11 protein-coding genes and 1 pseudogene are annotated in these 14,750 nt (G+C 68.3%); 9 read left to right on the forward strand and 3 right to left on the reverse strand.

What is annotated here, in order from left to right:
- Nucleotides 1–19 precede the first annotated feature (19 nt).
- The 4 genes from E7T09_RS17020 (at nt 20) to E7T09_RS17035 (ending at nt 5,711) form a co-directional block, all read left to right on the forward strand.
- Nucleotides 20–2,902, forward strand: a complete 2,883-nt coding sequence (locus E7T09_RS17020; RefSeq protein ID WP_168734910.1) for a VWD domain-containing protein — start codon at nt 20–22, stop codon at nt 2,900–2,902.
- A 100-nt stretch (nt 2,903–3,002) separates the two neighbouring features.
- A complete protein-coding gene (fumC, locus tag E7T09_RS17025) occupies nt 3,003–4,394 on the forward strand; it encodes a class II fumarate hydratase (protein ID WP_136390396.1) in 1,392 nt (463 codons plus the stop codon).
- Nucleotides 4,395–4,476: 82 nt separating this feature from the next.
- The gene (locus tag E7T09_RS17030) at nt 4,477–4,920 is read left to right on the forward strand and encodes an SRPBCC domain-containing protein (RefSeq protein WP_136390397.1); all 444 of its coding nucleotides are present in this window, start codon (nt 4,477–4,479) and stop codon (nt 4,918–4,920) included.
- Nucleotides 4,921–5,159: 239 nt separating this feature from the next.
- The gene (locus E7T09_RS17035; RefSeq protein ID WP_136390398.1) at nt 5,160–5,711 is read left to right on the forward strand and encodes a hypothetical protein; all 552 of its coding nucleotides are present in this window, start codon (nt 5,160–5,162) and stop codon (nt 5,709–5,711) included.
- 33 nt (nt 5,712–5,744) lie between these two features.
- On the opposite strand, the pseudogene E7T09_RS17040 reads toward E7T09_RS17035, so the two are convergent.
- Nucleotides 5,745–6,257, reverse strand: a pseudogene (locus E7T09_RS17040) (transposase); the annotation flags it as partial.
- A 215-nt stretch (nt 6,258–6,472) separates the two neighbouring features.
- On the opposite strand from E7T09_RS17040, the gene ddrC reads away from it, so the two are divergent.
- The 5 genes from ddrC (at nt 6,473) to E7T09_RS17065 (ending at nt 11,347) form a co-directional block, all read left to right on the forward strand.
- Nucleotides 6,473–7,168: a DNA damage response protein DdrC gene (ddrC, locus tag E7T09_RS17045; RefSeq protein ID WP_136390399.1), complete on the forward strand. Its 696-nt coding sequence runs from the start codon at nt 6,473–6,475 to the stop codon at nt 7,166–7,168.
- A gap of 88 nt (nt 7,169–7,256) precedes the next feature.
- Nucleotides 7,257–8,303 (forward strand): LptF/LptG family permease, encoded by a 1,047-nt coding sequence (locus E7T09_RS17050; RefSeq protein WP_255578448.1) that lies wholly within the window; start codon nt 7,257–7,259, stop codon nt 8,301–8,303.
- 25 nt (nt 8,304–8,328) lie between these two features.
- A complete protein-coding gene (locus tag E7T09_RS17055; RefSeq protein WP_136390401.1) occupies nt 8,329–9,435 on the forward strand; it encodes an LptF/LptG family permease in 1,107 nt (368 codons plus the stop codon).
- Nucleotides 9,436–9,562: 127 nt separating this feature from the next.
- Entirely contained in the window at nt 9,563–10,969 is a 1,407-nt protein-coding gene (locus E7T09_RS17060; protein WP_136390402.1) for a cyclopropane-fatty-acyl-phospholipid synthase family protein, read from the forward strand.
- Between the two features lie 96 nt (nt 10,970–11,065).
- A complete protein-coding gene (locus tag E7T09_RS17065) occupies nt 11,066–11,347 on the forward strand; it encodes a hypothetical protein (RefSeq protein ID WP_136390403.1) in 282 nt (93 codons plus the stop codon).
- 40 nt (nt 11,348–11,387) lie between these two features.
- Here E7T09_RS17065 and pta read toward each other — a convergent pair whose 3' ends face one another.
- Together pta and E7T09_RS17075 are read right to left on the reverse strand one after the other, a co-directional pair.
- The gene (gene pta / locus E7T09_RS17070; protein ID WP_136390404.1) at nt 11,388–13,517 is read right to left on the reverse strand and encodes a phosphate acetyltransferase; all 2,130 of its coding nucleotides are present in this window, start codon (nt 13,515–13,517) and stop codon (nt 11,388–11,390) included.
- Nucleotides 13,518–13,548: 31 nt separating this feature from the next.
- Nucleotides 13,549–14,730, reverse strand: a complete 1,182-nt coding sequence (locus tag E7T09_RS17075) for an acetate kinase (protein ID WP_136390405.1) — start codon at nt 14,728–14,730, stop codon at nt 13,549–13,551.
- Nucleotides 14,731–14,750: the final 20 nt, after the last annotated feature.

Below are 14,750 nucleotides of genomic sequence, written 5' to 3' on the forward strand. Positions count from 1 at the left end.
CGCTCAAGGAGACACCACCATGCCGAACACCAGGATGCTTGCCGGAACGATCACGACCCTGAGCCTCATGCTGGCCCTCGCCGGCTGCAGTGGGGGCAGCTCCACGCCCGCACCCGGCCCGCTGGCCGCGCCCCAGCACGTGCAGGTCATTCCCCAGGACGGCCAGGCGACCATCGTGTGGGACGCCCCGGACGACGCGAAGGTCACGGGCTTCAACGTCTACCAGGGAGACCAGAAACTGAACGATGTGCCCATCAGCGCGCAGGGCCTGAAAGGGGGCGGCCTCAAGGTGTCCGGCCTGCACGCCCAGGCCCAGGCGGGCCACCTGCTGAGCTACGTCGCGCAGAACCTCCAGAACGGCACGCGCTACGACTTCCGCGTGGTATCCGTCGGAGCAGGTGGCGAGAGTAGCGCCTCCAGCGGCAGCGCCGGCGGCAGCCCCCTGGTCTGCGACCGCTACAAGGTGGACAGTCGCATCTATGGTTCCGGGCCGTACGAACTGCACCGCGCGAAACTGACGCGGGCCGGCACGGGCCTTCCGGGTGCCGAGATTCACGTGCTGGGCGGCGGCACCGACCACATCATGACGTACAACGCGGGCCTGAGCGAATACTTCGACACGGCCAGCGGCACCACCTTCGCGTGGACACCGGGCAGCCGCGCCGACCTGCTGACCCGCGTGGGCGATTGCCTCGTGCTCGCCACCGACCGTGTGCCCGCCCGCCCCACCCTGAGCGCGCCCGCCGGAGCCACCTCCGATCCGACCACGCCGGTGAACCTCACGTGGACGCTCACGGGCAGCGACCCGGCCGTGCAGAACGTGCACCTGTCATGGGTGGACGGCGGCGGCACCATCCACACGCACATGTTCCCGAACCTGCCCGGCAGTGCCCGCAGCTTCAGCATCCCAGCCGGCACCCTGCCCGGCGGCGTGCCTGTAAAGGTCTGGGTGCGAACCAGCAACCCTGGCGCGGCCACCCTGTTCGGCAGCTACACGCCGGACTCCAGCGTGTCCTTCGAGAACACCAGCCCGCTGCTGACCCTGCCGGCCGGAACCGGCGCGGCCCCCCAGCCCGCCGTGAGCTGGGGCGACCCGCACCTGATCACCCTGGACCACACGGCTGTGGAATTCCAGGCGGTGGGCGAGTTCGATCTGGCGCAGTCCACCACCGACACCTTCCGCGTGCAGGCCCGGCAGCGGCCCTGGGGAGGCAGCGGCGTGGTCAGCGTGAACACGGCCATCGCCACCCGCATGAACGGCCAGAAGGCCGGCGTGTACCTGAGCGGCAGCGGGGCGGTGCTGCGGCTGGGCAACGCGGGTACCGTCACGCCTGTGCCAGCCGGTGGCCTCGACCTGGGGGGCGGGTACCGCGTGACCCAGAGCGGCGCGGAGTTCACCTTCGAGTCTCCCGGCGGGGAGCGGCTGATCGTCACGGGCGGCGGCGGGTACCTCAATGCCCGCCTGACCCTGCCCGTCAGCCGTCACGGGGCCATACGTGGCCTGTGGGGCAACTTCGACGGCGTGGGCACCAACGACGTATTCCTGCGATCGGGCACGCCCCTGAGCAGCCCCATTCCCTTCGCGGATTTCTACGGCCCCTACGCGACCTCCTGGCGGGTTCCCAGCGCCGCCGAATCCCTGTTCGTGTACGACAGCGGCCAGAGCTTCGGTGGCTTCGACGACCCGGCCTTCCCGTCCGCCCACCCGATCCCCAGCGCCGACGAACGCGCCGCCGCCGAGGCGACCTGCCACGCGGCGGGCGTGACCGACCCGATCCTGCTGGCCGGGTGCGTCACCGACGTGAGCCAGACGCACGACGCCGGGTTCGCCAGCGCCGCCGCGAACGTGCCCGCCCCGCTGGGCAGCGTGACCATCATCCCGCCCGCCCGCGCCGACCTGATCGTGACCGGCTTCACGGCCACGCTGGCCGACACCTGCCGCCCGTACTCCACCTTCGTGACCGGCAAGGTCACCGTGAAGAACGTCGGCAGCGCGCCCAGCGCCGCCCGCAGCGACGTGGGGCTGGTGCAGGTCGTGGACGCCCGCGACGAGGCCCTGACCGGCGGCTACCGGGGCAACGGCGTGGGCCTGGGCAGCGTGGCTCCCGGGGCCAGCGCCACCGTCGAGATCCCCGTGTACTACCCCATCGGCGCGCCCGAGGACACCACCGGCACCCGCACGTACTTCGCCCGCGTGAACTTCGGCCACTACATCGACGAGTCGAACACCGCGAACAACCGCTCGGCCGGGAACGTGGACGTGACCATTCCTGCCGGGCACTGCCACAACAGCGTCGGCCTGATCTATAAGGGCGACACCAGCGCGGCCACCGCCTACCGCGACCACCTGAAGACCCGGGGCCTGAACGTCGCCCTGGTGGACGCCGCCAGCCTGACCCCCAGCTCGCCCAGAACGCTCGCGGGCTTCGACCTGCTGGCCATCGATCCGCTGACCGGCGATCTGAACACCTGGACAGGCGGTGCGGACGCCGAGGCAGCCATCGCGGCCAGCGGCAAGCCCATCCTGGGCCTGGGTGGCGGCGGGTACGCGCTGCTGGGCACGCTGCACCGCACCCTGGGCTGGGGGAACGGCGCGCATGAGTCCAGCCAGGACAGCATCAAGGCCAGCAGTCCGCTGCACCCGGCCCTGAGCACGCCCTTCACCGTGGCCTTCACGGGAGGGCTGGCCAAGGTCGCCAACGCTGGAGCTCCGGTGGTCGAATACCACACCAGCGTGACCGGCATCGAACGCGTCGCCCTGAGTCCCGCGACCGACCAGTACGCGCCGCTGGCCGTCGAGGCCAAGACGAACAGCGCCATGTGGGGCTTCTACGGTGTTCCGAACTACACCGACGCCGGCTGGAACGCCGTGGCGAACCTCGCGTGGTACCTGCTGCCCTGAGGTGAAGTCTGCCGGATGGGAGCCTGGGGTCACCCGGGCTCCCATCTCCATTTGCCGTTCCCCCTGCCGTGACAGCCTGCGCGGCCTACACTCAGGTGCGATGAGCACCCGCAAAGAATCCGACACCATGGGCACCCTGGACGTGGACGCCACCCGTTACTGGGGCGCGCAGACGGAACGCAGCATCCACAACTTCCCGATCGGCCGGGACACCTTCGTATGGGGCCGGCCGGTCATCCGCGCGCTGGGCATCCTGAAGAAGGGCGCGGCGCAGGCGAACGCGGAACTGGGCGAACTGCCGAGCGACGTGGCCGCCCTGATCGTGCAGGCGGCCGACGAGGTGATCGCCGGGAAGCTCGACGACCACTTCCCGCTGGTGGTGTTCCAGACCGGGAGCGGCACCCAGAGCAACATGAACGCCAACGAGGTCATCTCCAACCGGGCCATCGAGATCGCGGGCGGCGTGATGGGCAGCAAGGCGCCCGTACACCCGAACGACCACGTGAACCGGGGACAGAGCAGCAACGATACCTTCCCGACCGCCATGCACATCGCCGTGGTGCTGGAACTGAACGAACGGCTGTACGGCAGCGTGGGCACACTGCGGGACACGCTGCACGCCAAGGCCGGGCAGTACGCCGGGCTGGTGAAGGTGGGCCGCACGCACCTCCAGGACGCCACGCCGATCACGCTGGGCCAGGAGATCGGCGGCTGGGTCGCGCAGCTCGACTACGCGCTGGCCGAGGTGAAGCACGCCGGAGAGGGCCTGCTGGACCTCGCCATCGGCGGCACGGCGGTCGGCACCGGCCTGAACGCCCACCCGAAATTCGGTGACCTGGCCGGGCAGAAGTACGGCGAAGAGACCGGCTACCACTTCCGCAGTGCCGAGAACAAGTTCGCCGCCCTGAGCGCCCACGACGCCCTGGTGCAGACCAGCGCCGCCCTGCGGACGCTTGCGGGCGCACTGATGAAGATGGCCAACGACGTGCGCTGGCTCGCGTCGGGTCCCCGCAACGGCATCGGCGAGATCACCATTCCCGAGAACGAGCCCGGCAGCAGCATCATGCCCGGCAAGGTCAACCCCACCCAGAGCGAGGCCATGACCATGGTCGCCACCCGTGTGTTCGGGAACGACGCCACCGTCGCCTTCGCGGGCAGCCAGGGGAACTTCCAGCTGAACGTCTTCAAGCCCGTCATGGTGCACGCCGTGCTGGAATCGATCCGCCTGATCTCGGACGCCTGCGTGGCCTTCAACGACAACTGCGCGGTTGGGATCGAAGCGAACGTTGAGAAGATCGAACACAACCTGTCCATCAACCTGATGCAGGTCACGGCGCTGAACAAGCACATCGGCTACGACAAGGCCGCCGCCATTGCCAAGAAAGCCCACAAGGACGGCAGCAGCCTGAAGGAAGCCGCGTTGAGCCTGGGCTACGTGACCGACGCCGAATTCGACGAGTGGGTTGTGCCGCTCGACATGACCCACAACTGAAGCGGGGGAGGGGAGAGGCCATCCGTGCTCCAGTCTGCGTGGGCACGGGGCGGTTCCTGTAGGAAACCCCGGTGAGGACACCATGACCAGCCGGGAAAGTGTGCACCGAACCGTCATCCTCCGCGCGACCCCGGCCAGGGTGTGGACGGCACTCATCCAGCCGGAGCAGATGGCCCGCTGGATGGCCGACTTCCCTTTGAGCATTGCCGTGACCTGGGAGGTCGGCGCTGCTCTGCATATGACCGGTGACCTGCACGGCCTGCCGTTCGAGAACCGGGGCACGGTGCTGGAGGTCGTGCCGCTCCGACGGCTGCGTTTCACGTACTGGAGCACCCTGACCGGCCGCCCGTACACGGAGGCGGACATTCCCGTGGTGCAGTTCACCCTCTCTCCTGAAGGTGGCGGGACGCGGCTGGAACTGACGCACGGCCACGTGCCAGCCGGGCCGGAGCACCAGCACCTGCCCTTCTACTGGAACGCCGCGCTGCTCAAACTGGGCGACCTGCTGGCCGCACCCGCTGGATAGGTTTGACGGATGGTGTATACCGCGCTATAGTTTCAGACATCACCGCCCACTGAGGCGGGTTTTTCGTTTTCTGGCAACGCGGTTTAGGGCTCGGAGAACCAATGTAGCCATTGCCTGCATCTCGATCCACAGTTCGCTCCATCTCCTTACCCCACGGTCACCTCAATCTAGGGTCTGTGCGGCTGGAGATTTGGCAGCGTGCACCTGTCGGTTCGTGCTCAGCGGGCATACTTGCACGCATGACGTCACCCCTGAATGTCATTCTCGGTGCAGGAAGTCAGGCCTGGGATGGTTGGCTCCCCACGCAACGGGAACAACTCGACCTCACCAACCGCGTAACCTTCGAACACTATTTCGGTGACCGCCGCGCCGATGCGTTCTTGTGCGAACATGTTTGGGAACACCTGACCCTTGAGCAGGGGCGAGCGGCCGCCCAGCTGTGCTTTGACTTCCTTAAGCCACGTGGATTCCTCCGCTGCGCGGTTCCCGACGCGAATTTCCCGGACGAGACGTATCAACGGATCGTGCGGATCGGCGGACCGGGGCCAGCCGATCACCCGGCCGCCGATCATAAGATCGTGTATGACGTTCACCTTTTCAGGGACGTATTTGAGAAGGTGGGCTTCGACGTGAACCTGCTGGAATACTGCGATGAGCAGGGGCGCTTCCATTATCACGAATGGGATGTGACGACGGGGCCGATCTACCGGTCTCTGATGCTTGACCACCGCAACCGTGACGGGAAGGTAGGAAGTGTTTCGATCATCGTAAACGCCATGAAACCCGAGTAAGCGTCGTTTGGTTGGCTGTGCGACACCGGCTGTTCAGTCGCGTAGATCCTGGAGCGGCATGAGGTTGTGAGCAAGAACGACCAGGACAACGCGAAGCCGTAGTGAGATCAATGTTTTGGTCTGCACAGACCGAATCTGAGAGACGACCAATTGAGAAAACAGAGTCTCAATGCGTTTGCGTAACTTTGCGTGGCGGTTCTCTCGCCATCCGGTGTCATATCGTGGTTTTTCTTGGGTGGTGACGGCCAGCGTGCACTATCCCTTATCGCCAACACTCCTCGGCCCGCCAAACTCAGGCCAAAGGGTGTTGAGTTAGTACGTGACAGTCGTGTCATGGAGGTTGGCTGGTCAAATCACGTACTGCAGGAGTTGGCCCGTCGGTGAGACCCATGCGTGGAGTTTGAAGCCGAGAAAGGCACCCTGTTTACCGAAACCCCATCTCGCTCCAGGCAACGCGCAGCGTTTCCCTCGTTTTGGGCGACACACCGGGAGCGGCATCAAGTCTACGACGACTTCTGTACACATCACAGGTGGGCTGACGATGGCCGGTCGGCCTGGTTCGGGTGAGGCAAGTCTGTCTCCTTGTTGAGGGCCTCCGGCGGTGCACAACCGTTCGACTATTTTGGCGATGAGCAGCAAGTGAGGGGGCTTGGTCTGGGCCAATGAAATGCTGTGTAGGAGGCGCTTAATGCTATCCTGAGTGTCAAGGAATATTCACTTCCTGATTATGCTATTGGCGTAATCTATGCTAAGATATATGCATGAAGAACGCTCCGCTGACCCTCGAATTCGGCACCGTCCGGCTGCCCATCAGCGCCGACGGTCTGCTGCACGCCCCCACGGCCCTGACCCAGCTCGGCGTCGCCGACCATGACTGGCATGGGCTGGCGCAGGAGCACGACCTGGGGATCGCCCAGCGCGATTTTGGCGCGGGCAACGAACCCACCCTCAGCGTCCCCGACTTCGCGCGGCTGGCGTTCACGCTGCACACCCCACAGGCGAAGCGCTGGCGAAAGCGCGCCCAGGAACTGCTGGTGCGTGCCATGCAGGGCGACGTCCGGCTGGCCGCCCAGGTGGCCGAGCGCAACCCCGATCCCGAGGCCCGCCGCTGGCTGACCTCCCGGCTGGAAAGTACCCACGCCCGCCGGGAACTGATGAGCACCGTGGCCCGGCACGGCGGTGCAGGCAACGTGTATGGCCAGCTGGGAAGCATCAGCAACCGCTCGGTGCTCGGCACGGACAGCGCCACCATCCGCCGCGAACGGGGCGTGAAAGCCACCCGCGACGGCCTGAGCAGCACGGAACTGCTGCGCCTGGCGTATCTGGACACGGCCACCAACCGCGCCATCCAGGAGAAGGGCGCGCAGGGCAACGATGCCATCCTGAAACTCCACCAGTTCGTCGCGCGGCGGGAGCGGCTCGGCTGGGAAACGCCGCTGCCTACCCAGGCTGGTTAGGCGGCGCCTCGACCCTCTGGCGGCAGAGGCTTGAACCTCTGCCGCTTTCCCACACCGGGCCTCACGCCGGGCCGCTAGAATCCGGCGCGTGTCGCTCCTGTCCCGATCCGTCCTGAAGGAGGTTCTCCGCTGGTATGCGGGCGGCATCGCGCTGTTCATGATCCTGCAGATGACGGACGCCCTGAGCAGCACCGTGTCGCAGCTCATCACGTACCATCCGCCCTTCAGCAAGGCCGCATTCGCCTTCCTCAGCATCCTGCCCAGCTTCCTGAACAAGACGCTGGTGATGGCGGTCGCCTTCGCGATCCTGCTGACCTTCTCGCGCATGCAGCAGGACAGCGAACTCAAGGCCGTCAGCGCGGGCGGTATCCAGCCCCTGAAGCTGGTGTGGCCGCTCACGCTGCCCTTCGTGGTGGTGGCGGCGATTGCCTTCTTCAACGCGGACCGGCTGGTACCGGCCGGCCTGGACATCTGGCAGAACAAAGCGTGGTACGACATCTACAACACGCCGCCGCCAGCGCCGGATCAGGACAAGTACACCTACGCCCCACCCGGCGCGCTGTACTACGCGGGCCGAGTGACCCCGGACGGCACCACGCCGGTCGCGCAGCTCCAGGGCGTGATGGTGCAGCGCGGCGATGAAACCATCACGGCCAGCAGCGGCATCTGGGATACGGCCACCCACACCTGGACGCTTCAGGGTGCGTGGATCGTTCGGCCCGGCCAGAACCCGGTGCAGCAGACCGCGCCGCTGGTGCTCCCACAGGGCGACACGCTGGATCCACCGATCCGGGACTCCAAGCAGCTGGTCACGTCCGAGTTGCGCCGCGCGCTGGCCACGCAGCGGCTGGACGCCACGCAGCGCCGCGAGTACACCTTCCAGCTCGCCACGCGCTACGCCGATCCCCTGACGGCCATCGTGTTCGCGCTGGCGGCCGGCGTGCTGGGCCTGCTGCTGCGCAACCGTGCAGCGGCCTTCGCCAGCGTGGTCGTGTTCATCGCGCTGTTCTACGTGCTGTGGTCGACCGTGCCGGGCCTCGCGCGGGCCGGGGCCATGAACCCCACGCTGGCCGCGTGGCTGCCGAACCTGGTGTTCCTGCTGATCGGCGGGGCGCTCGCGTGGCGGCTGCGGTGAGTGCCGACCGCGCCGAAGGACGCCCGTGAAACGCTTCGAGCGGTACGTGCTCGACGAGATCCTGCCGCTGCTGTTCGGAGCGCTGGCCGTGGTGATCCTGCTGCTGCTGCTGACCCTGCTGCAGAGCGTGATCGCGCCGCTGCTCGCCAAGGGCGCCAATCCCCTGCTGGTGGCCCGCGCGGTCGCCCTGAACATCCCCGAGGCGACCGCGACCGCCCTGCCCATTGCGCTGATGTTCGCCACGCTGCTGGGCCTGTCGCGCCTGTCGGCCGACTCGGAGATCAAGGGGGCGCTGGCCAGCGGCATTCCTGCCACGCGGCTGTTCCGTCCGGTACTGGGGCTCGGGCTGGCCGTGACCGTCCTGGCCTTTGCGCTGGGCGAGGGCGTCGTGCCGCGCGCCAGGATCGAGGACCGGAAGGTCAAGCAGCAGATCGTGTTTGACAACCCCCGCGTGATCGGCCTGGACGGCCAGGGGCCGGGGGGGCAGAACGTGGTGCTGCGCGACGCCCTGAACCGCGCCATCTCGGTCGGGCGCATCCTGCCGGGCGGGGAACTGCGTGACCTGCGGATCGTGGCCATGCAGCCCGGCCTGCCGCCCCGCGAGGTCATCACCGCCCGCAGCGGCCGCCTGAAACCCGGCAGCAACGTGCTGGAACTCCAGGGCGGGCAGCGCATCACCTACCAGGACGGCCGCCCGCTGACCATCCTGAGTTTCGACCGGGGCACCCTGCCCGTGCAGGACGTGCAGGCGGATCTGGACACCAGTGGCGGCGCGGTGCGGGCCATCGACACGCCGTTGCCGGAACTGCTGACCCGCACCCATGCGTACCGCATGCAGGGCGTGCAGGCTCCCGCCGATTTCACGGCCCTCCACCTGAAGTTCGCGCTGCCGCTGGCCGCCCTAGCCCTGGCCTTCTTCGCGGCGGCGCTGGCGGTATTCAGCTTCCGTACCGGCCGCAACCTGGGCCTGGTCTGGGCACTGCTTCTGAGCTTCGCGTACTACGCGACCGGCAGCGTGTTCCGCGTGATGGGCGAGAAGGGCGCGCTGGCCGCCGTGCCTGCCGCCTACGCCGCCGACGTGATTGCTGTAGTGGCCGGCGTGGGCCTGCTGTGGCTGGCCCGGCGCCGGTAAGGCGGCCCTACAACACTTCAGTCCTGCGCCTGTCCAGGAGCATGACGGTGCTGAATGTTTAACAAATGCTTAATGTGAATCGTCAGCTGGATTGCGATCGATTTCAGACCTCGTCCTACCGTGACGTATGACGACTGACTCCAGATCATCCAGCCGGAACAGTCCCCGCCGCCGCGCCCCGCGCACCCTGTTGGTGGTGGCCGGTGTGGCCGCCGGCGTCGCCGCCCGCCGTGCCCTGCGCTCGCCGCCCAGCGCCGCCGACAGGAAGGCCGCCACGGTGGATCTCCTGAACGTCCTGTTGCCCACCCGGCGCAGTTTCGACGTGCGCTTCTGGGACGGCACGGTGCTGCCCGCGCCGCAGCAGCCCGCACACGCGACCGTGGTGCTGAACCACGAGTACTCGCTCAGCCGCATGCTGCACTTTCCACTGGACGTGTCGGTGGGCGAGGCGTACCTGCGCGGCGACTTCGACATCGAGGGCGATGTGGCCACCGTGGCCGCCCTGGGCGACGATCTGGAACTCACGCCGACCACGCTGGTGAGGGTGCTGGCGCTGCTGCCCGCCCTGCGCCGGGCCAGTGCCGACGCCCCCGAAGCGGTGGGGATCACCGCGAAACTCGAGGGCCCCACACACTCCAGGGCGCGCGACCAGCAGGCGATCCAATACCACTATGACGTCTCCAACGACTTCTACAAGCTGTGGCTGGACTCGCGGATGGTGTACTCCTGCGCGTATTTCCCGACCGGCACCGAGACGCTGGATCAGGCGCAGGAGGCGAAGCTGGAGTACATCTGCCGCAAGCTGCGCCTGAAGCCCGGCGAGCGCCTGCTGGACATCGGCTGCGGCTGGGGCGGGCTGGCCATCTACGCCGCGCAGCACTACGGCGTGCGGGTGCTCGGCGTGACGCTCTCCGAGGCGCAGCTGCACGAGGGCCGGCAGCGCGTGAAGGACGCGGGCCTGGAGCACCTCGTCACGCTGGAACTGCGCGATTACCGCGACGTGCTCACCGGCAGCGAGGGAGAGTTCGACAAGATCTCGTCCATCGGCATGGCCGAACACGTCGGCACGAAGAACCTGCCCACGTACTTCCGCACCGCCTACGCCGCCCTGAAGCCCGGCGGCCTGATGATGAACCACGCCATCGGCAGCCCCCCGCAGCCAAAGAAACTGCCGCAGTGGGTCGAGGGCGGCAACTTCGCCGGCAAGTACGTCTTCCCGGACGGGGAACTCCAGCCCATCTGGGAGACCCTGAAGTTCGCCACCGAGGCGGGCTTCGAGGCCAGGGACGTGGAGAACCTCCGCGAGCACTACGCCCGAACCCTGCGCCACTGGGCCGACAATCTCGAAAGCCACGCCGCCGAGGCCCGCGCCGCGCTGGGCGAGCAGCGGTTCCGGCTGTGGCGGCTGTACCTGAACGCCTGTGTGCCCGCCTTCCAGCGCGGCAACCTGCACCTGTACCAGAGCCTGCTTGCCAAACCCGACGAGGAGCGCTGCGCCCACGTCCCCCTCAGCCGGGCCGACCTATACCGCTGAGACCTGTCACCCTTTCAGGCATCCCGACCCGCACACAGACCCCACAAGAGGAGATGGTTTGACAGAACAGAGTGTCAAATATACGCTAAAACCAGAATGACACATATCCGGGCGGCCTTCACTTTCAGCGGCAGAATCTCGGCCCAGCGTGTCAAGGACAGCGCCTACGCCGTTTCCAGCGTGGCCGGTGTCACCGTATCTCAGGTTCACGCGGGCGTGGCCGACGGCTGGGTGATCCTCGCAGCCACGCTGGACGCCGCCACGGCCGAGCAGGCCCACGGCTGGCTGCTCTTCACCCTGACCGAACTGGAACGCGACGATTACGCCGAGCTGTTCCGCGTGGAGATCAACGGCGAGCCGCGGCGGCTTGAGGCATAGGGTTCGGTGTGGCCCTTCCGAGGGCCGGTCAGGGTGCTCTTCAAGCGGGCTGACCTGTACCGCTGACGGGCGGTGTGGCCTGGATGGCCGTCAGGGCAATCGTATACACGATGTCGTCCACCAGGGCGCCGCGTGAGAGGTCGTTCACGGGCTTGCGCAGGCCCTGGAGCATCGGCCCCACAGCGACCACCCCGGCGGCGCGCTGCACGGCCTTGTAGGTGGTGTTCCCGGTGTTCAGGTCGGGGAAGATGAACACCGTGGCGCGGCCCGCGACCGGACTGTCCGGGGCCTTCGACCGGCCAACCGAGAGCACGGCGGCGGCGTCGTACTGGAGGGGACCGTCCACGGTGATGTCCGGGCGGCGCTGCTTGACGAGCCCCGTGGCGGCCTTGACCTTCTCGACGTCCTCACCGCTGCCGGACTCGCCGGTTGAGTAGCTGAGCATGGCGACCCGGGGCGTGATTCCGAAGGCGCGGGCGCTGTCGGCCGACTGGATGGCGATGTCTGCCAGCTCCTCGGCGTTCGGATTGGGGTTGATGGCGGCGTCGCCGTACACCAGCACCTGTTCGGGCATCAGCATGAAGAACACGCTGCTGACCAGCGACGCGCCGGGCGCGGTCTTGATCAGCTGGAGCGCGGGCCGCACGGTGTTCGCGGTGGTGTGCACGGCGCCCGAGACGAGGCCGTCCACCTCGCCCAGCGCGAGCATCATGGTGCCCAGCACCACGCTGTCCTCCAGTTGCGCGAGGGCCTGCGGGGCGGTCAGGCCCTTGGCCTTGCGCAGGTCGACCATCGGGGCCACATAGCGTTCCCGCACGGTATCCGGGTCGATGATCTCCAGACCGTCCGGCACGCTCAGGCCCTGGCCCTGCGCGACCTGCGCCACGCGTTCGGGTCGGGCCAGCAGCACGCAGCAGGCAATGCCCTTCTCGGTGCAGCGGATCGCAGCCTGCACGGTGCGCGGCTCGTCTCCTTCGGGAAGCACAATGCGCTTGGCGGCGGCGCGGGCCTTGAGGATCAGTTCGTGCCGGAAGGCGCTGGGCGGCAGGCGGCGTTCGGCGTCCGGGCGGGCGCGCAGGCGGGGCGTGAGCGGCAGTGTGTCCAGCCGATCCGCGATGAAGTCCAGCATGCGGTTCATGCGCTCCGGATCGTCGTGCGGCACTCGTGGGCTCAGGCGGGACAGGGCCGACGCCGTGTTGTACGAGTTCGTGTTCACCCGCATGACCGGCAGGCTGCTGGGCACGCCGGGGCTGCCCAGCGCGGCGGCACACAGCAGCTCGATACTGTCCTCGGGGACGCTGCCGGACGTGAACATCAGGCCCGCGAGCGGCACGCCGCTGAGGTGGCTCAGCGCGGCGGCCATGACCACGTCCTCGCGGTCGCCAGGGGTGACGACCAGCGCGCCCGGCCCGAGCAGGTGCGCCATTTTCGGCACGCTGCGCGCCGTCACGACCGTGCTCGCCACGCGCCGTACGGCGGCCTCGCCCTCGTTGAGAAGGTCAGCCCCGAGGGCGCGTGCCACGTCCAGCGTGCGCGGCGACTGCAACTCCGGCGAGAGCGCCACCACGCCCAGCAGCGGCAGCTCTCCCCGCGCGACCAGCGGGCTGCGCGTTCTGAGTTCGGCGAGCAGCGCGCCGTAGTCGAGGCCCGGCGGCGCGAAGTTCAGGACGTACCCCGCCAGGCCGCTGCCGTCGCTGCGGCGGTGCAAGTTCGCGGCGATCTCCAGCTCGTCCACCAGTTCCGCCGGACTGACGCCCGCCAGCGAGGAGACGAGCACCGAGTCCGCGCCCAGGTTGCGGGCCAGCGCGGCATTCAGCGGCGCGGCGTAGGAGTTGCGTTCCGTCAGGGCCAGTCCCTCGACGACCAGCACGTCCACGCCATCTCCGGCGGCCCGCTGCGACAGGGCGATGACCTCCTCCATCAGGTCTTCCTGCCCGCCGTGGCTGAGCAGCTCCTCGGCGCGGGTCAGGGAAATGGGCTCCGGGGGCTGAAGGTGCGCGACCGTGCGCGCGAAGTGGACGGAATCGTCCGCGACGGTCTCGTAGGTCTGCGCGATGGGTTTCAGGAACGCGACCTTGAGGCCCTGGCGTTCCAGGGCGCGGCCCAGCCCCAGCGCGGTGCTGCTCAGGCCCACGCCGTTGCGGGTCGGGGCGATCAGGAGGGTCTGCATACGGACTCCTTGGTCAGGGATCGGGGAACGCTCATGCGCCCAGCGTGCGGGCGGTCTCGCGGGCGATCATCAGTTCCTCGTTGGTGTTCACGACCAGCGTGGTCAGGCGGCCCGGCGCGCTGATCGTGCCGGACACGCCACGCACCGCCCGGGCGTTCGCGCTATCGTCCACGCCGGCTCCCAGAATGCCCAGCCGGGCCAGGGTCGCGGCCCGCACGGCCACTGCGTTTTCCCCGATCCCGCCCGTGAAGACCAGCCCGTCCACGTGCCCGAGGGCGACCGCCATGCCCGCCACGGCCTTCGCCAGCCGGTACACGAACACGTCCAGCGCCAGCCGCGCTCCCGCGTGCCCGCGCCCGGCGGCGGCCTCCAGCTCGCGCAGGTCGTTGCTGAGCTGGCTGACGCCCAGCAGGCCGCTCTCGCGGTTCAGGGCCGCCGTCACCTGATCCAGGTTCAGGCCCGCCTGCCGGGCAATGAAATCGTGCAGGCCCGGATCGACGTCGCCGCTGCGGGTGCCCATGACCAGCCCCTCCAGCGGCGTGAGGCCCATGCTGGTGTCCACGCTGCGCCCGCCCTGCACCGCGCACACGCTGCAGCCGTTGCCCAGATGCGCCGTGACCAGATTCAGCTCGGCCAGCGGGCGATCCAGCATCCGCGCGGCCTCCTGCGCCACGTACGCATGCGACGTGCCGTGAAAGCCGTAGCGCCGCACCCCATGCTGCCGGTACCACGCGTCCGGCACGGCGTAGCGGTACGCGACCTCCGGCATGGTCTGGTGGAAGGCCGTGTCGAACACCGCCACCTGCGCCGCATCCGGAAAGGCCGTGCGGGCGGCCTCGATCCCCGCGATGTTCGCCGGGTTGTGCAGCGGGGCCAGCGCCGAACACGCCCGGATGGCGTCCAGCACGACGTCCGTGATGAGTGCCGGGGCGCTGAAGGTCTCGCCGCCGTGCACGACCCGGTGCCCGACTGCGCTCACATCGCTGCGCAGGCCCAGGGCGTCCAGCTCGCGGAGCAGCGCCGCGAATGCCTCCGGGTAACTGCCACCCGCCAGCGCCACAGCGCGCGGCTCGCCACCCACGTCGAGCCGCAGGGCCGCGCCCCCCTGGCCCAGCCGTTCCGCGAGGGCCGTGAGGGCCACCGCGCCAGAGTCCGGGTTCAGCAGCGCCACCTTCACGCTGCTGCTCCCACAGTTCAGAACCAGCGTCCACATGCCCGCATTGTTTCAGGTCG

It is taken from the genome of Deinococcus sp. KSM4-11 (genome assembly GCF_004801415.1).
In the GTDB taxonomy this organism is placed as follows: Bacteria; Deinococcota; Deinococci; order Deinococcales; family Deinococcaceae; genus Deinococcus.